23 protein-coding genes and 1 pseudogene are annotated in these 19,763 nt (G+C 63.1%); 10 read left to right on the forward strand and 14 right to left on the reverse strand.

All coding sequences use genetic code 11. The features are described from left to right. Positions 1 to 299: 299 nt before the first annotated feature. Positions 300 to 719, reverse strand: coding sequence for a VOC family protein (locus tag LOK46_RS21605; protein ID WP_273560462.1), 420 nt, complete (start codon positions 717 to 719; stop codon positions 300 to 302). 151 nt (positions 720 to 870) lie between these two features. Between LOK46_RS21605 and LOK46_RS32940 the strand changes: the two genes are divergently transcribed. Further along, positions 871 to 1,137: a GCG_CRPN prefix-to-repeats domain-containing protein gene (locus LOK46_RS32940; RefSeq protein WP_273560463.1), complete on the forward strand. Its 267-nt coding sequence runs from the start codon at positions 871 to 873 to the stop codon at positions 1,135 to 1,137. 43 nt (positions 1,138 to 1,180) lie between these two features. On the opposite strand, the gene LOK46_RS21615 is transcribed toward LOK46_RS32940, so the two are convergent. Continuing rightward, positions 1,181 to 1,558, reverse strand: a complete 378-nt coding sequence (locus tag LOK46_RS21615; protein WP_273560464.1) for a hypothetical protein — start codon at positions 1,556 to 1,558, stop codon at positions 1,181 to 1,183. A gap of 1,549 nt (positions 1,559 to 3,107) precedes the next feature. Beyond that, positions 3,108 to 3,410 carry a hypothetical protein gene (locus LOK46_RS21625; RefSeq protein WP_273560466.1) on the reverse strand — a complete coding sequence of 101 codons (303 nt, stop codon included), beginning with the start codon at positions 3,408 to 3,410 and terminating at the stop codon, positions 3,108 to 3,110. A 205-nt stretch (positions 3,411 to 3,615) separates the two neighbouring features. On the opposite strand from LOK46_RS21625, the gene LOK46_RS21630 reads away from it, so the two are divergent. Next, the gene (locus LOK46_RS21630; RefSeq protein WP_273560467.1) at positions 3,616 to 3,747 is read left to right on the forward strand and encodes a hypothetical protein; all 132 of its coding nucleotides are present in this window, start codon (positions 3,616 to 3,618) and stop codon (positions 3,745 to 3,747) included. A 43-nt stretch (positions 3,748 to 3,790) separates the two neighbouring features. Beyond that, positions 3,791 to 4,189 carry a DoxX family protein gene (locus LOK46_RS21635; protein WP_273560468.1) on the forward strand — a complete coding sequence of 133 codons (399 nt, stop codon included), beginning with the start codon at positions 3,791 to 3,793 and terminating at the stop codon, positions 4,187 to 4,189. 220 nt (positions 4,190 to 4,409) lie between these two features. On the opposite strand, the gene LOK46_RS21640 is transcribed toward LOK46_RS21635, so the two are convergent. Next, a complete protein-coding gene (locus LOK46_RS21640; RefSeq protein WP_273560469.1) occupies positions 4,410 to 4,661 on the reverse strand; it encodes a hypothetical protein in 252 nt (83 codons plus the stop codon). Between the two features lie 243 nt (positions 4,662 to 4,904). Here LOK46_RS21640 and LOK46_RS21645 point away from each other — a divergent pair, with 243 nt between their 5' ends. Beyond that, positions 4,905 to 5,174, forward strand: a complete 270-nt coding sequence (locus tag LOK46_RS21645; protein WP_273560470.1) for a hypothetical protein — start codon at positions 4,905 to 4,907, stop codon at positions 5,172 to 5,174. A gap of 314 nt (positions 5,175 to 5,488) precedes the next feature. Further along, positions 5,489 to 6,244: a LuxR C-terminal-related transcriptional regulator gene (locus tag LOK46_RS21650; RefSeq protein ID WP_273560471.1), complete on the forward strand. Its 756-nt coding sequence runs from the start codon at positions 5,489 to 5,491 to the stop codon at positions 6,242 to 6,244. An 849-nt stretch (positions 6,245 to 7,093) separates the two neighbouring features. Here LOK46_RS21650 and LOK46_RS21655 read toward each other — a convergent pair. The 5 genes from LOK46_RS21655 to LOK46_RS21675 form a co-directional block, all read right to left on the reverse strand. Continuing rightward, positions 7,094 to 7,411, reverse strand: coding sequence for a hypothetical protein (locus LOK46_RS21655; RefSeq protein ID WP_273560472.1), 318 nt, complete (start codon positions 7,409 to 7,411; stop codon positions 7,094 to 7,096). Between the two features lie 161 nt (positions 7,412 to 7,572). Next, a complete protein-coding gene (locus LOK46_RS21660) occupies positions 7,573 to 7,989 on the reverse strand; it encodes a GlcG/HbpS family heme-binding protein (protein ID WP_273560473.1) in 417 nt (138 codons plus the stop codon). Between the two features lie 139 nt (positions 7,990 to 8,128). Continuing rightward, positions 8,129 to 8,338 (reverse strand): hypothetical protein, encoded by a 210-nt coding sequence (locus LOK46_RS21665; RefSeq protein ID WP_273560474.1) that lies wholly within the window; start codon positions 8,336 to 8,338, stop codon positions 8,129 to 8,131. Positions 8,339 to 8,415: 77 nt separating this feature from the next. Next, positions 8,416 to 8,706, reverse strand: a complete 291-nt coding sequence (locus LOK46_RS21670) for a helix-turn-helix transcriptional regulator (protein WP_273560475.1) — start codon at positions 8,704 to 8,706, stop codon at positions 8,416 to 8,418. Positions 8,707 to 8,742: 36 nt separating this feature from the next. Continuing rightward, on the reverse strand, positions 8,743 to 9,375 hold the full coding sequence (locus tag LOK46_RS21675; protein WP_443192905.1) for a sugar transferase: 633 nt from the start codon (positions 9,373 to 9,375) through the stop codon (positions 8,743 to 8,745). 615 nt (positions 9,376 to 9,990) lie between these two features. Between LOK46_RS21675 and LOK46_RS21680 the strand changes: the two genes are divergently transcribed. From LOK46_RS21680 to LOK46_RS21690, 3 genes are all read left to right on the forward strand, one after another. Beyond that, positions 9,991 to 10,416: a hypothetical protein gene (locus LOK46_RS21680; RefSeq protein WP_273560477.1), complete on the forward strand. Its 426-nt coding sequence runs from the start codon at positions 9,991 to 9,993 to the stop codon at positions 10,414 to 10,416. A 467-nt stretch (positions 10,417 to 10,883) separates the two neighbouring features. Continuing rightward, complete coding sequence (locus LOK46_RS21685; RefSeq protein ID WP_273560478.1) at positions 10,884 to 11,693, forward strand: IS5 family transposase; 810 nt, start codon at positions 10,884 to 10,886, stop codon at positions 11,691 to 11,693. Positions 11,694 to 11,920: 227 nt separating this feature from the next. Then, positions 11,921 to 13,462, forward strand: coding sequence for a sensor domain-containing diguanylate cyclase (locus LOK46_RS21690; protein WP_273560479.1), 1,542 nt, complete (start codon positions 11,921 to 11,923; stop codon positions 13,460 to 13,462). Between the two features lie 21 nt (positions 13,463 to 13,483). Here LOK46_RS21690 and LOK46_RS21695 read toward each other — a convergent pair whose 3' ends face one another. Further along, positions 13,484 to 13,699 carry a hypothetical protein gene (locus LOK46_RS21695; RefSeq protein ID WP_273560480.1) on the reverse strand — a complete coding sequence of 72 codons (216 nt, stop codon included), beginning with the start codon at positions 13,697 to 13,699 and terminating at the stop codon, positions 13,484 to 13,486. Positions 13,700 to 13,900: 201 nt separating this feature from the next. Between LOK46_RS21695 and LOK46_RS21700 the strand changes: the two genes are divergently transcribed. Continuing rightward, positions 13,901 to 14,425, forward strand: coding sequence for a PAS domain-containing protein (locus tag LOK46_RS21700; protein ID WP_273560481.1), 525 nt, complete (start codon positions 13,901 to 13,903; stop codon positions 14,423 to 14,425). 497 nt (positions 14,426 to 14,922) lie between these two features. Here the strand turns inward: LOK46_RS21700 and LOK46_RS21705 are convergent, their stop codons facing one another. From LOK46_RS21705 to LOK46_RS21720, 4 genes are all read right to left on the reverse strand, one after another. Further along, positions 14,923 to 15,153, reverse strand: a complete 231-nt coding sequence (locus LOK46_RS21705) for a hypothetical protein (protein ID WP_273560482.1) — start codon at positions 15,151 to 15,153, stop codon at positions 14,923 to 14,925. A gap of 509 nt (positions 15,154 to 15,662) precedes the next feature. Beyond that, positions 15,663 to 16,037, reverse strand: a complete 375-nt coding sequence (locus LOK46_RS21710; RefSeq protein ID WP_273560483.1) for a hypothetical protein — start codon at positions 16,035 to 16,037, stop codon at positions 15,663 to 15,665. A 318-nt stretch (positions 16,038 to 16,355) separates the two neighbouring features. Next, positions 16,356 to 17,171, reverse strand: coding sequence for an ATP-binding protein (locus LOK46_RS21715; RefSeq protein WP_273560484.1), 816 nt, complete (start codon positions 17,169 to 17,171; stop codon positions 16,356 to 16,358). Positions 17,172 to 17,621: 450 nt separating this feature from the next. After that, positions 17,622 to 18,020: a hypothetical protein gene (locus LOK46_RS21720; RefSeq protein ID WP_273560485.1), complete on the reverse strand. Its 399-nt coding sequence runs from the start codon at positions 18,018 to 18,020 to the stop codon at positions 17,622 to 17,624. A 67-nt stretch (positions 18,021 to 18,087) separates the two neighbouring features. On the opposite strand from LOK46_RS21720, the pseudogene LOK46_RS21725 reads away from it, so the two are divergent. Further along, positions 18,088 to 19,499 (forward strand): annotated as a pseudogene (locus LOK46_RS21725) (IS1182 family transposase). Positions 19,500 to 19,763: the final 264 nt, after the last annotated feature.

Below are 19,763 nucleotides of genomic sequence, written 5' to 3' on the forward strand. Positions count from 1 at the left end.
CTGACAACTTCAGCTCGGGGTGGCGAACCGACGTTGAGCCACTACCGAAAAGCGGCCACTCGGCTTGGCGTCGGTGCCGGGTACCCCGGCATCTGCCGGCGATGCTCCGGAGTGGACAAGCCTGACGGAGTGAAGGTCGTGTAGGTTGACGACGCGTGCCGGCACGACGCCGGAACGCTGAGCGACGCTACCTACTCGGTCGCTCAGGACGAGGCCCCAAGCCGGGCGACGCGGCTCGGCTCAGCCGGGGCGAGGCGCCGGCGGACATCGACGCGCTCTCAAGATGTGCTGCTGCCGACCTAACCCTGCGCCGCCTGGAAACCCGCCATGTCCATCCACATCGTCTCCCAAACGTGGCCGTCCGGATCCTCAAAGGAGCGGCCGTACATGAAGCCGTGGTCGTCAGGCGCGTTGACGTCGGCGCGTCCGCCGGCACTCGCGGCAGCAGTCACGAGGGCGTCGACCTCGGTCTTGCTATCGGCAGATAGGCAGAGCAGCACCTCGTTCCCGGTTGCCCGCACATCCGGGATCGGCCGGATCGCGAAGCGCTTAAATTTGTCGTGGGTCAGGATCATCACGTGAATGACATCGGATAGAACCATGCAAGCACCGGTGTCGTCGGAGAATTGCGGGTTCTTTCGGGCGCCAATAGCCTCGTAAAAGGCGATGGATCGGTCAAGGTTCTCGACCGGCAGATTGACGAAGATCAATTTGGACACGTGTTCTCTCTCAGGCGCTTGTTGACCTAGGCTGATACAATCGGTTCCTTATGACAACCGGGCGATCAGAAAACAGCAACTTACAGGCTCCGGCTTCGCTACGACAAGGCCTGCGGGGCGGCGCATGCGCTTGACCTCGTGGGGGATGACCATGACGCACCTGAAGATGCTCGCTGCCACAGCCGCTCTCGTTGGCGGTCTCGGCTTCGCATCCGCAGCTAGCGCTGCACCTCTTGCGCCGATCGGTGCCGGAACCCTCGCGGGCGCTGCCCACGTCACCACCGTAGCTGTGGGCTGTGGTCCCGGCTTCGCTCGTGGCCCCCTCGGCCGCTGCCGCCCGATCGCCCGTGGCTTCCGGCCTGGCCCGTATTGCGTCGTGCGCCGTACCCCGGTCGGCCCGCGCCGCATCTGTCGCTAAGAAACACTGCCGCGCCGGGGCATCCGTCCCGGCGTGCTTGCCTCTAGCGCTTCACGTCGGTGTCAGAGCTGGCTTGCTCAAGCGAGGTCGTCTCTAGCCCTGACAATCCAAGCTCGTTCAGGAAGGCTGCGGTTGGTTCCAAGAACACGCCGATGCTCATTACCGTGGGATCGGGACGAGGCTTCTCGTACTCACGTACCTCGAACAGACCTGCCCCATCGTTTGCCAGCAGTTCAAGCAGTTCACCTCGACGCTTCGGCGAGATGACGCCCCGTGCATAGGCGTCTTCGACTAGCTTGAATGCGCCTATGACGGCGTCTCCGAAATCGGGATCCGTCTGCATCGCGACTCTACGGCGGGCTTCCTGCATGATCGTCCTGTGACTCTCCTGGATCACAGCCATCCGCGTCATGCTGACCATGCGGCCGGCTGCTGAAGTTGCCGCGAATTCGGGCAAACATTCCCAGGTGAAGAGCCAAACCTGGCGCCGCTGTCGCCATCATTTGCGGTGCTCGGCACGACCTCACAGGATTGATCCTCGTCGCTGAACATCATGGTTGCGGCCGAGACGTGAAGGCGGCATAGCTCGGCGATGACGCTCGATGTGCCGCACCCCTATTCAATCACCGTGGAACCGCTAAAGAAGCCGGAAGGCCAGTTTGGATGGACCCTTCGGAGAAGCGGCAAACTGATTGAGCGCTCTGACCGGTCTTTCTTGACTGAAGACAAAGCATTCGAGAATGCACTGAGGGCGATTGAGATTGATATGAAGCCGAAGATTGGGTTCCGCTAAAGATTTAATCCTAGGTCTACTTCCTATACTGACGAACATTTATGGCAGTATTTTCGCAACGACGAAGGACGCGAGTGCTATCAGACAGAGCTGAACGGCACTGTTGACGTAGGGCATAGAGGCGAGGGGCCCTTCCAGACGTTTTCGATAGGCGCTCCGTGCCCTGACAGCAGCACAGGCCACGAAGGCGACTGCAGCGGTCACGACTCCTGGACAGCTCCGTCTTTGCGGGTGCTCCAGAGCACGCCGAGCCCGTAAGCTTGAGCATACATCAGGGTAACACCGCGACGACAATCGCGAACCTGATGGAGTCGACAATGACCTGGACGAACCGCATCACCATAGCCGCTACCCTGATGGCTGGCGCGATCGCGCTGGTGACCTACGCGTAGGCTCTGAGCCTGCCGGCGCACTTCGCGTGAATTGAACCGGCTGGGAGGGCACCTCGCGAAGCCCTTCCGGCTCTCGCTCCTCGACGCAACAATCGGAGCAATCCTCGAGACATCTAGCTTGGCCATAAGGCGGCCTCGGAACAGCCGAGCTGACGAGGCCACGATGACCAAGCCGATCACCCTGACGAACCGCCTCGTCGACGCCGTCGTGACGGCTGCCATGGCGTTCAGCCTGATCGTGCACGCGCAGTTCATGATCCTGCCGCCGCACTTCGTGTGAAGGCGAGCTACAACTCGTGATCGGCCTCGTCACAAGGGTTATGGCACCCACAGGAAGGGCAGGACGCAATCGGCTGTCGACGGCTTCAGCGCTTATCCACGCCGCCGGGTTGCAATTGGTTAACGAATGGCTAAGCTTCTCCGTAATTACTACGGAGGAGGGCGGCCATGAAACCAATCTATCCGCAGCGCGAGGACCGTTTGAGCGTTCCGCAGCCCACAGCGATAACAATTCGGCCTCCGCATGAGGACGAAATTCTCCAGGAGCAGATGCGGCGATTGCACAACGCACGCGCGCGCCAGCGCTCGGCACGCCGCCATCTCGTCGCCCGAGCCTACATCTGAGGGCGGTGCTATGCTCGACCAGCTGTTCTTCATCTGCCTCATCATAGCGGTTGTGGCTGCCGCAACTCGGATCGGCATTGCCGCGGCCGCACCCATGGCGCGTCCTCGCCGTATCCGGTGGGACGATCCTGCTGATGTGGAAACGTAAGCTGACTCGAACATCAGCAGGCCCCCCGAGTCGGCCCTGCAGCGAACTCCGTCTCGGTCAGCTCCGCGGTGCGCAGCACGGCAGGGCCCACGAAGTCGGCGACAGCGCGGCCCTTCTCATCGTCCGGCAGGCTGGCGATGATCTCCAGACCGACAGCGGATCCGAGCAGCAGGACATGCAGCCAGCCGGCGGCATCCTCACGGCGGGCCAGGGTGACGGTGAGAGGGCCGGCGTGCCCGTACACGGCAACCTCCTGATAGCGCGCTGTCGAGGCGTCGGCCTTCGCGGGGGGCGGCAGGGTGATGACGTTCGACATGGTGTCTCCTTTCAGGCTCAACGGGTGAGGGTGGCTGGCTGACCGTGAATAAAGTTTTCGGCACGGAGAGGCGCCAAGGCGCGGCCGACAAACTGATTTGGCACCGCCACACGCAACAATCGAAGCAATATCGGCGCAACCGAGCTTAACCATAAGGCCGCCCCAGGACAGCCGACCCACGGCTGCACAGACAAGGGGACGAACGATGGCCACCAAGATGATGACCCGGGGCATGACCGTGACCGACCACATCGTGGCTTGGTCGATGATGTCGGGCTTGGTCCTCGCCCTCCTTCAGGTCGCGCAGACTGCGGCGCTACCGGCTCACTTCGTGTGAACCGCCCAAGCTGATCCGCAGCAGCGAGGAAGAGGGGAAAGCGATGACGAGAGTCTGGGATCGGCGACGCGTCGGCGGCACGGTACTGCGCGGCCTGCTGACGGTGGTGTTCCTGGCAGCGGCCGGCATGAAGTTCGCCGCTGTGCCGTTCGAGGTCGAGGGTTTCGCCCGCTTCGGCTACCCGCTTTGGTTCATGTACGTGGTCGGCACCCTGCAGCTGTTTGGGGCGGTGCTGCTCTGGGCCCGCGGGTGCGTCGCCCTCGGAGCGGGATTGCTCGCGGTGCTCATGGCCGGTGCGGTCGGCAGCCACCTGCTCGCCGGCGATCCGGCTCTGATGCCGCTCCCCGCCTTCGTGCTCCTGATCCTGCTGAGTGGCATCGCCTACGCCTGTCGGGTTGAACTCCTGCCGTCGAGCACCGACACGGAGATGCAGCGGGCCTGACATGGCGCTTCGCGCCTGCGGCTCAGCCACATGGGGGTTTGGGGGATTTTGGGGGTCTGTTTCAGCCGCTACCCGTAAACTGTCATGTGCGCTCGCCTGCGTGCTCGGGTGTACGACCCGTCGAAGTTCTTCACGATGCTGCAACAGCACGGGGTGCGGGCGCGGAGCTGATCCGGCCGCACAAAGCGTCAGCTCGTCTGTCGGGACCTGGATCTGGCCCTTACCGCTGTCCCCCGATCAAGCCTCGCATCCTCAGGCTGTTCAGGTAGGCCCGCTGGAGAGGACACCAGAACGCGGCACCGCTCTCGCGGAGCGCCGCTGTGTCTTCGGTCTCGGCAACATTCATGGCCTTCAGCAGCCGGTCCTGACCGAAGCGGTCGAGCGACTGGGAGAAAAGCGTGGTTCCGATCTCCTGCAGTTGGGCCTGATCGACAGCGTAGAACGGTGCGCAGTTCTGGCCGATGAGGGTCACGCGGACGATCATCCGTGCGGCCTGGTCGAGGCGAGCAGCGTCTTGAGGCAGCGCAGCTTCAGGCGCCTTGGCCGGCCCGGCGACCGCATTGCAGCTCGCGAGCGTGAAAAGGACCAGCGCCCAGCGCGCGCCTGAGAGGTGGCCGAGGGCGAGAGATCGAGCATGCCTAGCCAAGCCTTTCTGTAAGGCCGGCCTCTTCTGCGGGTCGTAGATCTAATCCTGCTGCTCGAGCATATTTCTAGGATGGCGAACGTCACCGCGGGTGTCGAGGCGCTGGTATTGGCCCAGCCGGCATCTTGCAGCTACAGCCTGCCCATGTCCGACAAGCTCGATGCCCTCCTCGAACGCCTCAAGGCGCACCAGCGCACCCTCATCCTGGCTATGGCCGAGCATGATGGCCTGCCGGCGCAGAGCGCGATCCGTCAGGTCGCCGAACTGGAGAACGTCATTGCCGCCGTTGAAGCAGTCGCGGCTGAGGAGACGGATCAGGCTCGGCGGAACGGAAAACACTGATCGGCCACCCATACCGCGACATTCAACCGCGCGTTGAGTGGTGTTCTTGAGCCATAGCCAATTACAATCTGTGTCACAGTCATAGACTTTATTTGGATCTAAATCGGTTTATATCCAGACATAAGGACGCGCCTAAGATTTCAATTCTGTAAATTTTAGTATATTATAATTATCTGGAAAATTTACCTGAAATCACATTTGGATAATATCCAGCGCATATATGATTGATCGCCACAAGCACCTAAAAATTCCTCGCAAGTCCGCTTCTGATCCCGGTTCGGTACATCGAACCCGGAGGCAAAAGGTGCGAGTTTATGAGTACGACCGTTGGCGTCCTGATCCTGGATGAACCGCAAGACCTGAGCGCAACTGCGCGCGCTGCTCTGGAGCACTTGCCAGGGATCAGCTTGCTAGGCGAGACCGCCTTGGAGAACGCCGCTGATGAGCCCAGGGTCGCCGTGATCTGTCTTAGCGCGGACAAGCTTGCGGGCGGGATTGAGCGCGTTGCCGGCCTAAGGAAGCGTCGGCAGGACCTGCGCATCCTACTGATCTTTGACGCGCTGACCGCTAGCCACTCCAAAGCTCTGTTGGACGCGGGTGCTGACGCGTTCGTTGGGCGCCCACATTCGCAGCAGGAACTGAGAGTGGCGCTTCTCGCGCTTGTGGAGGGAGCGGCTTGCCTCGTTCCCCGGGAGCAGCCAGGCGTCATGAAATCGGGCCAGAGCTGCAACTTCGGTTTGTCGCCCCGTGAAATTGACGTCCTTTGCTTCCTTTGCGCCGGATTCAGCAACAAGGAGGTCGCCCGGCGCCTGGCATTGAGTGTTCGCACTGTGGAGACCCATCGGCTCAACCTGCGGCGCAAGACCCAGACCGGCCGTTTGAAGGACCTCGTCTCGCTCGCCCGCCAGCTCGGGCTTCCCCTCCCGTCTGCTGACGAGTGGGCTTCGCAGGCCGACAAGCGGTTCGCGAAGGATGGGCGCTCTGTCGTGACCGTGACCGGCACGGAGAGGCATTCCATTCGTGCTGACATCGCTAGCCCTGCAGAAGCGACATTCTTGAGGAAGCGTTAACGGCGCAAGGCGGTCGCTACGGATGGCAGCCGCCGACGGCGGTCAGCTATGTTGCGGCGTCGCTACGGCTTCTGACAGGCGAAACCGAACGGCAAGCGGGCCGGCCCCCTGAGGGCTCGGCCCGCGCCTTTTGCGCCAGCGTCGACTGTCACGCCGTTCCTGGTGCTTCCGCCTTCTCGGGCAAGGACCCAGAACGACAACGGCGCAGCAACCCGTGAGGTCACTGCGCCGCTGGATCGGGCCGCAGAGGGGCGATAGCGGCCTTGAGGAAGGGCTACGCCCGACGCTGCCTCCGTGAGGTGCGCCCAAGCACATCCAGAAGGATGTGGCTCGGTAGCGACAGGGATCGGCCATCACCTGTGGACAGCGCGAAGCGCCCCCGATCCGTCAAGGTTCAGGAGCGAGCGTGCTGACCTCACTCCCGATCCGGCCTTGCCATGTTCGCCAGCCCTCACGCCTTCGTCCTGCACCATCGCGAGCGCCTCGCCGTGCTCCTCTCGTCGGCTCTGTTCCTGGCCGGTGCGCTCCCGCTGTTCTGGGCGGTCGGGTGAGGACCCCGGCGCACCCAGAATTCACCTCGGCCCCCCGTTAGTAGAAGCCAGCCGATGACCGCTCAGGCAGCATCATCCGATGATTGCTTCCGGCGCCTCGAGCCCGGCGGACGAGGCGTCGTGTTCGTCCAGGGCATCGTGCCGTCCGGCCGCCGCGGGATCGACCGCACTTTGCCTTTGTCATCGCCCTTTCGTTCGGGACGAGGCCCCCGGCACCCGCCATCGAGCCACGCCCGGAAAGCGCGGCCGTAGATCGACTCCTCGAAGTCGTGGTCGGCTCGGACGATCATGTCGGCGATCACCCGCTCGGCCTCCTCCTTGTTGAAGAGCGCTTGGCCGAGCAGGGCGATCGTGTAGCGCCGTATCTCCTGGGGCCCTCCAGATGCGGGTTCCGATCCATGGCTCGCAGCACCGCGTGCAGCACCGCCCTGCCGACATCGTCCCGCTTCGGCGTGCCGGTCTTCAGGCGGTTCTGACGGCGCTCGCCCTCGGTCTCGGCGTGGGCATCGAGGCTGTGCTTCAGCCGCTTCGACATGCCCTTGCGGGACTTCCGGGCCGCGGGTGTCCAACCTGGGCGTCTCGAGGTGGGCTCGGGGGTCTCGTTCTCGTCCGACATAGGTGCGCCTCCGTATGAGAGGCCCCCTATCCATACCGGATCGACGCAAGACACAAACGGCCGAGCTACGGCGGGGTCTCGGCACCCCATCGGCTGATGCGGTTGGGTCATCTGATGATGACGTGGGCGACGTTGCGTGCGTCCAGCCCGGCCGCAGACGCTTAGCCAGGGAGGGGCAGCCGTCGGAGCGCCTCGTACACGGCGTGACACACGGCTAGATCGTCCTCGGGCTCGCCACCGGACGAACCGACGCCGCCCACGATCTCGTCGCCGACCAGCAGCGGCAATCCACCCGTCAGAGGTAGGCGATCTGGAAAGGCGAGAAGCGCCGCGTTCGCCTGGATCGCTCCCTGAAGATCCTGGGTCGACGTGCGCGTGATCGCGGCCGTCCGAGCCTTCAACCAAGCCGCCTCCGGCGTGTGAAGCCGCGCGCCGTCGAGGCGTTCAAGGGCGAGTAATACGCCTGCCTCATCGACAATCGCGAACGTCACCGGAAGGCTGCGCCGTTCAGCCTCTGCGCGTCCCGCAGCCATGAGGATGCGCACGTCGGACGCATCGAGGCAGTTACGTTGATGCATGAGACACCGTCGGATTACGGTCGTGTGAAGCCCTGAACTACCCGCCCCGGAACGCTGACTCCTCCTGCGGATCGTAGGTCTGGCCGTGCTGTGCGGGCATAAGCTCAAGATGGCGGTCGGCGGGGCGCGTGTCGAGGCGTCAGGCCCTGCGCATCGCCTGCGCCCGCAACTGCTCGGCTTCCTCTTGCCACGCATCCCGCTCGGTCCGCATGGCCTTGACTAGGGCGTGCATGTTGCCGGCGTCGATCGCGGTTTCCACGAGCATGTCCTGGGCCGAGGCCAGTTCCTCCCGCAGCTCGGCGTTCTCGGCCGCCAAGGCCAGCAGGAGAGCGGCCACAACATCGCTCATCCAGGCCCCGGCGTCATCCTCAAGCATGGGCGTGTAGCGGCGCGGGCGCCGGGCGACAACGGTAGCTCTGCCGGTGGCTACAAAGGGATGATCCGCTTCTTTGGGTCGTCCCAGTCCTCCCAGCCGGGGCCCTCCTCCGGGCCGCTCAGCACGTCAAAGGCGGCATCCAACTTGCGCAGATCCCAGATGACCCGACGGCCAACCCGGAAAGGCTGGGGTATCTGCCCTTCGCTCACGAGCATGTCGAACGTTGGCATGCTGACCCCGACGTACCGGCCGGCCTCGACCTGGCTCAGACCTCGTCGCGAGATGACCTCGATCCTGACGGGGGCAATCGCATTGGGATCCTCAGAGCGCCGGGGCGGCATCAGTTCGCCCGCTGGTGCGCCTCGAAACTCAAGCGCTCACTTGCTTCCGCGTTGCGCGAGGACGGCGGGTACGGTGCGGAGCATGATGGCGAGATCTCGGTGCAGGGTCCAACGGGTGGCGTAGTCCAGATCCAGGGCCACGCGCTCGGCATAGGTCGTGTCGGAGCGGCCCGAGACCTGCCACAGCCCGGTCACACCCGGCGCCATGGCGAAACAGGTCGGGAAGGCCCGCCCGTAGCGGGCGACTTCGGCAGGCACGATCGGGCGCGGACCGACCAAGCTCATCTCACCGCGCAGCACATTCCAGAGCTGCGGCAGCTCGTCCAGCGATGTCTTGCGCAGTACGTAGCCGATCGCGGTCACGCGCGGGTCGTCGCTGAGCTTGTGGGTGGCCGCCCACTCGGCGCGGGCCTGAGGATTGGCGGCCAGATGCGTCACCAACACGGCGTCGCCGTCCGTCACCATGGAGCGGAACTTCAGGCAGCCGAAGCGGCGTCCGTCCCGCCCCACCCGCATGTGGCGGAAGATCGGCGCTTTGCGATCGCCGGCGTAGACGAGCGCGGCGATCAGGATCAGCAGCGGTAGGAGTAGGAACAACGCCGTGACCGCCACGCCAACATCGAGCCCGCGTTTGAACGCCCAAGCCAACCGTCTGTCTTGTGGGACCATACAAACTGTAGGCACCAAAGCTTCGGCTGCCAGGCTAATCTGTTCGGTAAATTGGTCTGCGACTCGTTCGGCTATCTCGGCAATGTCTTGCGTCGTACCGGCAGCGACGGAGACAGGAAGAACAGCCCGCGGCTCCATGATCCGACCTCTCAAGATAGATGACGGATGACTGGGAATAAGTGCCTCGCGTCAACGTTAACAGAATATTATGCCATAAACAACCCTTATATTGTTGTCAGCGCCTCTCTTATCGGCATTCCTCGAAGGTATCTCAGGTTGCAAAAGGATTGAAATCAAAATATCATTGCCATGTCCCAAATGTATTTACAATTCCGTGAGTGTATGCTGATTTAATCACACACCAACGCGCGAGGCACAGTGGTGTTTATCCTGCTTTTGTGCATTGCCTTCGTGCTTGGTGCGATTGGGTTCGCAATTGGCTTCAACTGGAATTGGGTTGGCGCCCTAACTGGTGCTCAGCTTGGCGCAACGCTGGGTGTACTGGTTGCGGCAGCACTAAGTGCGCGATGGTAAGCGTACGGCGCGTCTGCCTGACAGATCCTGCAGAGAATACCGCTACGCTTTCTTGACGCCGAGTGGCAGAGTGCCGCCACGATGCCGATCCGCCCCCAGCACCGCTTCTTCTACCCCATCGACTGGGCGCAGCTCTCGGCCGTCATACGGTTCGGGAGGGCGAAAGGCTGCTGCGAGGGCTGCGGGCGACCGCACGGGCGCATCGTCTACCACCTCGGCGACGGGCGCTGGTGGGATGCGGAAGCCAGCCGGTGGCGTGATGGCTGGGGCAGGCGGATCCGGGTTGCGGTAGAAGCTGACATCCTCAGGCGGGCGCGCCAGACCCGCGTGGTCCTGGCCGCCGCCCATCGGGATCACGACACCTCGAATAACGCGGACGCCAACCTCGCGGCCTTCTGCCAGCGTTGCCACATGATCCACGACCGGCCAGAGCATCAGCGGCGACGCTGGCGCACGTTGTTCCGCAGGAAGGCGCTCGGGGATCTGTTCGGCGGGCCCTACGTCTGAAGACTCGCTGTCATGGCACTACCGCGTTTCGCGATTACGAGGTCACGACCCCATATGCCGGTGACTCGTCTGTGAACACGGACTTCGGTCATGCGGTACTATCTACGGATCGCCCGCATGCGCCCAGAAGGCGGGGTCGACACCCACAGCGCCGTGCTTGACGCCTCGAGCATCGAAGCCGCGGTCAGCCGTTCTGTTCAGGCTGTGGATGCCTTCCTAGGCGATCGACCAGGTGTCGCGACGCTGACAAGCTCCTATCGCGGCTTGGTCTGGACGCACCGCCAGAAGATGCCTTCGATCCCGTGGCCGTAGACCAAGTTGGTGCAAGCAGCTTGGCTACGTGGGCGTCGAGGTAGCCATCTATGATCTCACCGCGTCATCACGGTGAGGCGCCCCTAACCTCAGCTCTCAACCCGTCCTAGAGGCTGTTATGGACCTGGGTGGGTCTGATGCTCAGATGGGTGGGGATGAGCCCTGCCCGCCAGCCGTATCCGTCCGACGTTTCCGATGAGGAGTGGGCGCTGGTCGCGCCCTACCTGACGCTGCTGCACGAGGATGCCGGTCAGCGCGAGCATGCGTTGCGGGAGGTGTTCAACGGGCTGCGCTACGTCGTCAGGAGCGGCTGCCCGTGGCGGCTGATGCCGCATGATCTGCCGCCTTGGTTTGCCGTGTATCAGCAGGCCCAGCGCTGGCTATCGGCCGGCTGCTTCGAGCAACTGGCCGAGGATCTGCGCGCGGTGCTGCGTCTGGCTGCGGGTCGTGCGCCGGAACCGACGGCGGCTGTGCTCGACAGCCGGACCTTGCGCTCCTCGCCCGAGAGCGGCGAGCGGGCCGGCTACGATGGGGCCAAGCGCAAGAAGGGCTCGAAGCTGCACATGGCGGTGGACACCCTCGGCCATCTCCTGGCGCTGCACGTCACGCCCGCCGATGCCGATGATCGGGCCCAGGTGGGCCGGCTCGCCAAGGCCGTGCAGGCGGCGACCGGTGAGAGCGTCGAGGTCGCCTTCGTCGATCAGGGCTATACCGGTGAGAAGCCGGCCACGGCAGCCCGCGAGCATGGCATTGCACTGGAGGTGGTGAAGCTGCCCGAGGCTAAGCGCGGCTTCGTGCTGCTCCCGCGCCGTTGGGTCGTGGAGCGCTCTTTTGCCTGGGCGACCCGCTTCCGCAGGCTCGTCAAAGATTACGAGCGCTATGCCAGCACCCTGGCAGACCTGCACCTCGTCGCTTTCGTCTGCCTCATGCTCAGACAGGCCGCTCAACTCGCCACAGGTTCATAACAGCCTCTAGGAAGTGCGAGCTGTAAAGCGCGCATGCAGCTGCAAAATAGGCGCCTTGAAAAGCGACGTTGATTTCAAAGCCCCGCTTCAAAACCTTGAACAGGGTTCGCGCCTCGACCAGAACGTGCATGTTGCAGGCTTCGATCGCGGTTTCCGCGAGTCGGAAAGGGCTGCTTAAGGCTTGCCCCGCTACCATCGCCGCTGTGGGTTTGATCGCGAGGTATCAGATGCCTCCGCTGCAGCGACTGGCACGCCCGTTCCGTCCCGCCCGCACTTGGATCACGCTCGGCGTTCTAGCTCCGGTCGGCATGCTGATGGTGTCCGGCCTGATGCTCCTTGATATGCGTCGGGACGCGTGGGACCGAGCCGAGCAGACTTCAAAGAACCTCGTGCAGGTTCTGGAACGCGATATTGCCCGTAACGTCGAGATGTACGACCTCTCGATCCAATCGGCCGTCGACAATCTCAAAACGCCAGGTCTGTCCGGGATGGCACCGGACCTGCGTCAGTTAATCCTGTTCGACCGCGCTGCTACCGCCCGTGACATGGGCGTGATGATCGTCATTGATGAGCACGGCGACATTGTCGCCGACATTGATGCGGTCCCTCCGCGCAAGGGCAACTATATCGACCGTGAGTATTTTCAGCTCCACAGAGCGCGCGCTGGGCTGGGCCTTTATATCGGCCGGCCGATCGTCTCACGCCTGACCGGCGAGCGAATGCTTCCGTTCAGTCGCCGCATCAACAAGCCTGATGGCACTTTCGGCGGTGTCGTCCTCGGCAGCGTGAAGCTGTCCTACTTTACGAACCTATTCAGCCAGATCGACCTCGGGCGCGACGGCGCAATTAACCTGTACCTTCGCGACGGCACGCGGATCATGCGCCACCCCTTCGCAGAGGCGGATATCGGGGTGAATATCGCCGGTGCCCCTACATTCCAGGGCTTCACACGCGAGCGCAGCGGCAGCTTCGTTCACACCTCCGTCCGAGACGGCGTCGAGCGGCACTACCGCTTCAGCCAGGTCGGCGACTTACCCCTAATCCTGAACGTCGCTCTCTCAACGGCCGAAATCGAGGCCGAGTGGCGGGTGAAGGCGCTCGTCATTGGCACCATCGTGCTCGTGCTATGTGGGCTCACGATCGCGCTTTCCTTGCTATTCGGCCGCGAGTTACGACGCCGTGAAGCCATACAGGCGGAACTTGAGCGGCTGTCATTGACTGATGCCCTGACTGGCCTGCCGAACCGCCGGGCCTTCGACGAGGTCGGGTCTACAGTCTGGGCGCAAGCACATCGGAGCGGTCAGCCGCTGTCTTTGCTGATCGTCGACGCCGACCACTTCAAGCGTTTTAACGATCGGTATGGCCACCAAGTAGGGGACGAGGTGCTACGAGGCTTGGCGCAGTGCCTCTCAGCTAGCGTGCACCGCCCGGCGGACCTCGTCTGCCGCGTTGGCGGCGAAGAATTCGCTCTCATGCTGCCGGACACTGACCGAGCCGGGGCCGCTCGCATCGCGGAGAAGGTCCATGCTGAGGTATCGGCCCTGAGCATCGGTTCCGCCGGCATAGGCGCTGGAGCGGTGACGGTCAGTATTGGGCTCGCGGTTGCCGTTTCAGGAACCGAAGAAGCCTATGTGCTCGCCGATCTCTATCAACTGGCGGACGAAGCTCTGTACGATGCAAAAGCAGGTGGCCGAAATCAAACTCGATGCGCAAAGCGCCCCGATCCGACCGTGACTCCACTGAAGCAGGTGCTCCGCCAGATGCGGTGAGCAATCTTCACCAATAGAACGCTACGCCCGTTCCTGTTCTGCGATAGCCCTCAAAGCCTCTAAGGCCTGCTGGCGCCCCTCGTCTGTTTTAATTTCAGACCACAGGCGCAGGCATTGCTCCGTGGTCAGCGCCATCTCCTCGGGCAACGGATCTGTCAGGAAGCTATCTACCGGTATGCCAAGTGCGTCCGCGACGCGGCAGAGCAACACCTGCGCTGGCGGGTTGAATTTTTCCATTTGAGAGGCGCCAGGAGAAAATTGTACCACGCAACGGTGACAACCCTTGGCCGTACCCAGGAGCTAATGCAAGTTAAAGTTCGACATAAGTAGGGACTACGCGGTAGTCCTCTCCGATCGGCGATCGGCTCCTGACGCAAATGCGGGGCTCTGACCCATGGAGCGTTGGAGATGATTTTTGTCGCGAAGGCGGATGGGGGCGTGACCTACGTCAGCCCCGAGTGGACCACGTTTACAGGCCAAGCCGCCGCTGAGGCCGTCGAACACGGCTGGTTTAAGTGCATGCACCCCGACGACTACGAGACCGCAGTCACGTTCCTGCGCGGCGCCCGTGACCAGCAGAGCGAGTACAGCCTCCGCACTCGCCTGCGTCGGGCCGATGGCAGCTACGCCTGGGTGATGATTGGCGCAGTCCCCTCTTACGGACCACCGGATCGCACCTTCCTGGGCTATTTGGGCTCCCTGACCGAGATCACCCCCAGCGGCTCCGAACCGCTCAGTTCCTACGGCGCCCTCAACCACTTCGTCCCGCCCCCCATGAGCCCGACGACGCCACCCGGCTCGACCCTTGAAGCCGTGGCGGACCACCTGCTGATCGCGCACGGACTTGTCGAACAGGACGGCGCGAAGGAGATGCTGCCGGTGCTGAGGCAGGCACTAGTGGTTGCTGGTGTGCTGCTGGCTCGAAACATGACTTCGGTCCAACCAGGCGCCCGCGCCCATTGAGACTTGCGTCGGCAGCTATGATGGCCGTGGGCCAGCGCTCCGCGGTGTCCAGTTCCCCCGCACTGCGCCGACCCTCAGGCGACCGCCCGTCCGAGGCTTCACGGGTCAGGTGCGGAGAACTGGTCCGCACTACCTATCATCGCGCGTCCGCCCGCAACAGCGCCGTGTGGTGTCGCGAACACCTCGGGCACATCAGCAGGGGGAAGCGTTACTGTAGCAGGTATGCAAACAGAAAAAAGGCCGCCCTTTTGGAGCGGCCCGAAGTCTTGAGAGGAAACGCCCTTGGGAAGGGCTGCAAAACCGCGACGCCATCGCGATTTCACGATCTCCACCTAAGCCCGCACAGTGCAGTGCACAACCGCTGTCGGGACTTCGTTACGTGCATAAGTGGCGCCCGACGCCTGCTCAGGTGCGCTTCCACACCATGGCTTAGGCTCCCGCGATGCCTGAGGCTGCGTCACACCTAGCTTCAGGTGAGACGCAGCCGTGTCGGCTCGTCAGCGGGCCAGGGCATCGGCCGGGCCACCTGCATGCTGGCCCGAGTACCGATAGGCCGGGGCCGCGCGGTAGTGGGTCACCGAGATCTCCGGCAGGACCACCGAGGCGTTGCCGGCGTAGCCTGAGTAAGCGGAAGCCGGGTAGGGGCTGTGCTTGCTGTCGATGCCCTGCGCCAGAGCGGGGGTGGCGACGGCAACCAGGGTGGCAGCGGCGAGCAGATGCAGCTTCATGACGATCTCCATGCAAATTCGTTTGACTTCACAAGGAAGCCATCCGGTCAGTCGGGTCGCGTGAGGAAGATCGTCGGTGCGGCGGTCTTGATCGCGGCGGCTGTGCTTGGCCGGCTGTGACCTCTCAACGGCATACTCTGCCGATCGTTCGCCGGGTTTTGTGCGCGGCCACACATCCTGGTCATCGGCAAGCTACTGGCGAAACAGCCGTCCTCGAATGTGAAGGTGAAGTTGGGGTTTAACTCCGCCGTCAAGCGCGGTCGTAACTGACTATTTCATCGGTGGCTTGGTTTTCGTGGATCCATTCCTCATATTGCTCAAGGCAAAAGATAAAGATGCCGCATAAGATCGCAACGATGACTGATACCCAGAAAATTGTATCCAGCTTGATTGCCTGCCGAAATTTCAACTCCTAACGATTTCTTAAGGGGCATGGTTAACAATCGATTAAGGCACTCGATCCAGGTAGCTCGATGTTGGCACCGCGACCGCTGATGGGTTGTTCTTGGTCAACCCGGCGGGTCCTTGATCGCAGTGTCGACCTGCAAGACACCGAGAAGCCGGATCATCTGATCAATGTGGCCGAGACCTTTGACGGCCTCCACGCGCAGGTCCGCGTTAATCCTGTCGACCTGTGCGTTCCCGCTGGGCGGGCGTGATTGAAGGTCGTCGATCACCGCAATCAGCTCAGACCGCTTCGCCTGGATGTCTTCCAGGAGCAGGATGATCCTCGCGGCTGTGAGGGTTGTTACCCGGCCTCCAGCCAGCATCTCGGCAGCCGTGTCGTCGAAACTTCGAAGCGCAGATCCCTTCAACGGTAGGGGGATAACCGATGCAGTCATTTGCTCGCCCCGGCTTGCGGCGCAGTCGACAGCGTAAGCCACCTGGCCACACCGGCGACGATCCCACGGGTCAGGTTTAGGGAGCCATCCCTGTCAGAAGCGTTAGAGGCTCACGGCGGACGCGGAACCCATTACTGTCCGTTGGGCACTTTGCCGTGGACCACGCTCCGCCATGCCTCGACGCCGCCAGCGCGGTGCCAGAGCCAGGCCGTTGCTGCCACCCACGGGCCACCGATCAGGATGAAAGCGAGCAAGCCCATGTCGTCCTTCCTCGGCTAAGGGCAACGTACGCCAAATCGACATGAACGCCAGGTGGCAGGGCCTAAAGTTAGCCCCCAATCGACGGCTCCGAGGTGTAGCCTAGGGCGAGACGTGAGCGCGCCGCCTCTCTTCCAAAGCCGCCTGCAGCTCCCGACCGAAATCGGACACGGTAAAGGGCTTGCTGAGCAGGCGCACGCCGGGATCTAGCATCCCGTTGTGGACGATGGCGTTGCGCGTGTAACCCGTCATGTACAGCACGATGAGGTCGGGATGCGTGTCCCGGATGCTGTCGACGAGCGCACGTCCGGTTTCTCCGGGCATCACGACGTCAGTCAGCACGATCGTGACGTCGGGATGCTCGGCGAGTATGCGGCGCGCCCTCTCAGGTCCGTCGGCGCCGATGGCTTGGCACCCTAGCTCGCGCAACGCGCTCAGGGCGAAGCTGCGCACACCGGCCTCATCCTCGACCACGAGAACCTTCTGCCCGGCGAGATCCGGCGAGAGGCGCGCGGCGGCGACCTGAGCGGTTTCCGGAGTGACCCGGCTACGCGGCAGGTAGAGCCTCACCGTCGTACTAATCCCGGGCTCGCTGTATAGCTTCACGTGCCCATTGGACTGCTTGGCGAAGCCGTGCACCTGGCTCAGGCCCAGCCCCGTCCCCTGCCCCACGCTCTTCGTGGTGAAGAACGGGTCGAAGGCCTTGGCCATCACCTCCTGGCCCATGCCGACGCCCGTGTCGGTGATCGACACCGCCACATACTGGCCGGGCTTTACCTCGACATGGTCGTCAGCGTAGGCCTGATCGAGCATGGCATTCGCCGTCTCGATGGTGAGGTGGCCCTGGCCCGCCATGGCACCGCGGGCATTCACGGCCAGGTTGAGGATCGCGCTCTCGAGCTGCGGCCGGTCGACCAACGCCGGCCACAGGCCGCCCCCAGAACCGTCTCGACCGCAATGCCTTCGCCAAGCGAGCGCCGGAGCATCTCGGATATGTCGCAGACGCACCGGTTCACGTCGGTCGGCTGTGGCTGCAGGGGCTGCAGCCGCGAGAATGCGAGCAACCGCTTGGTCAACTCGGCGGCTCGACGTGCCCCACCGAGCGCGTTCGCCGACCCCTGATCCGCAAGCGTTCCACCGATCCACCAAAACGGGTCAACTCCAGTGATACCAACGCCGAGGGGTTTGCTTCGGCAGTGAAGCTCGGCCACGACATGGATCGAAGTGATGTCATGGCGAGGATTCAAGAGGGCTTTATGCACGTCAGTGCGCCACTGGCTGAGTAGCTTACGTCAGCTTTGATGCCTCGCCGCCCGAAAGCGAACCGGCGGAAATCCACCGAGGCTGTGTGAAAAGAGCGTCTGGTGATCAGGCTGACCTGACATCGCGGAAGGTCGCCCTGAGGTTCTGCAGGACATGCGGGTCGTTGGTGGCAACCTCGTAGAAGCTGCTGTCGATGGCGCGCAGAATAAATACGGGCGCCGTAGCGCTGGCATCCGCGTAAGCCTGAAACTCGCCCCAGATGACCTGCTGGGTTCCGTTGGCAAGGTCTCGCAGACGATCTCCCTTAATCCGTCTCCCGGAGGCGGCAAGCTCTTCGAGACCTCCAGCCTGTTCGCCCGTCGCATCGAAAGCCTCGTCGTATGCTGCGACACCGCTCACCATCCATGAGCATTCGGTGGCCTGTGCTCCAAGCGCTGCAAGGATATGGCGCAGGTCGAAATCAAGCATGTTGTCAGTCGCGTCGTATATGCGAACGATGTGCATAGGCGATCTTCTTGTTCGAGGTTCGTGCCTATTTTGATATTCTTTCTCCCAAGGTGGGAGATGAAATATGGCACGCTTTGTCCAAGCAGCAGACCGCGATCAGGTCACGTTGCTTCCTGCCTGTCTGGAGGATTACGTTGCCCAGGATAACCCGACCCGCGTCGTCGATGTGTTTGTCGATGAGCTCGATCTCACGGCCCTTGGCTTTGCCGGCGTGAGGCCCGCCGCGACCGGCCGACCGGGCTATCATCCCGCGACGCTGTTGAAGCTCTACCTGTACGGATATCTCAACCAGATCCCGTCGAGCCGGCGCTTGGAGCGGGAGGCCTGCCGCAATGTCGAGCTGATGTGGCTGGTCGGACGCCTTGCACCCGACTTCAGAACGGGGACGCGCTTCGCGCGACCTGTCGGCACTTCGTAATGCTCTGCCGACAGGTCGGTCTTCTGGCCGGGGGCATCGTGGCCGTTGACGGCAGTCGGTTCAAGGCCGTGAACACGCGCGACCGAAACTTCACTCCGGCCGCGGTCCGCAGGCGCATCGAGCAGGTCGAGGCGAGCATCGTGCGCTACCTCGCGGCCCTCGATACCGCCGACCGTCAGGAGGCCGAGGTGACGGAGCTTCGAACCCCGCGCCTGAAGGAGCGGCTCGCCGCACTCCGAGATCGGCTGCGCGCGCTGCAGGCGATGGAGACACTCGTCGAGGCCGCGCCGGACCGACAGATCTCGCTGACCGACCCCGATGCGCGGGCCATGGCGACGAACGGCAAGGGCACCGGGCTCGTTGGCTACAACGTTCAGGCAGCGGTGGACACGAAGCATCACCTCATCGTCGCCCATGAGGTCACCAACGTCGGCCACGACCGCACCCAACTCGCCAACATGGCAGGCCAGGCGCAGAGCGCCATCGACCAGGAAACCATCCAGGTCCTGGCGGATCGCGGCTACTTCTCGGGTGAGGAGATCCTGGCCTGCGACCGGGCGGGGATCGCGGTCACGCTGCCAAAGCCGATGACATCCGGTGCGAAGGCCGAGGGCCGCTTCGGCAAGCAGGACTTCGTCTACCAAGCGAGCGACGACACATACCGCTGTCCGGGAGACCAGACGCTGACCTACCGCTTCGAGGGGGTCGAGAACGGGATGACCCTGCGACGCTACTGGACGTCGGCCTGTCCGGCTTGCCCGATCAAAAACCTTTGTACGCCCGCCGAGCAGCGGCGCGTCACGCGTTGGGAACACGAGCACGTGCTGGAAGCCGTCCAACGCCGGCGCGACGAGAACCCGAACGCGATGCGTGAGCGCCGCCAGACGGTCGAGCACGTCTTCGGCACCCTCAAAGCCTGGATGGGAGCGACCCACTTCCTGACCCGGGGGCTGAAGAACGTGGCCAGTGAGATGAGCCTGCAGATTCTCGCCTACAACATGAAGCGCGTGATCGCGATCCTCGGTGCCGGTCCGCTCATCGCAGCCATCCGGGGCTGAAAGCCCGGCCTCTTTGCGCAACGCGCTGTCAGGTCCTTCCAGACCACAAATGCGTTCTCACACAGCCTCCACCCGGAGCGGACGGCCTGCTACCGACCCAACGCAGTCGTTCACGTGCACCTGGGCGCGCCCTGGAAGCGGACATGGCCGCGTACGCCTAGCAGATGATGAACCTACGGGGCTCCTACAACCACTACATCAAGCCGCAAGACAAGGGCCGATACGCCTCTAGGTCGGCTGAGGTGAAGGCCTCGGTCGACCCTT

Source organism: Methylobacterium sp. NMS14P, assembly GCF_028583545.1.
GTDB lineage: Bacteria > Pseudomonadota > Alphaproteobacteria > Rhizobiales > Beijerinckiaceae > Methylobacterium.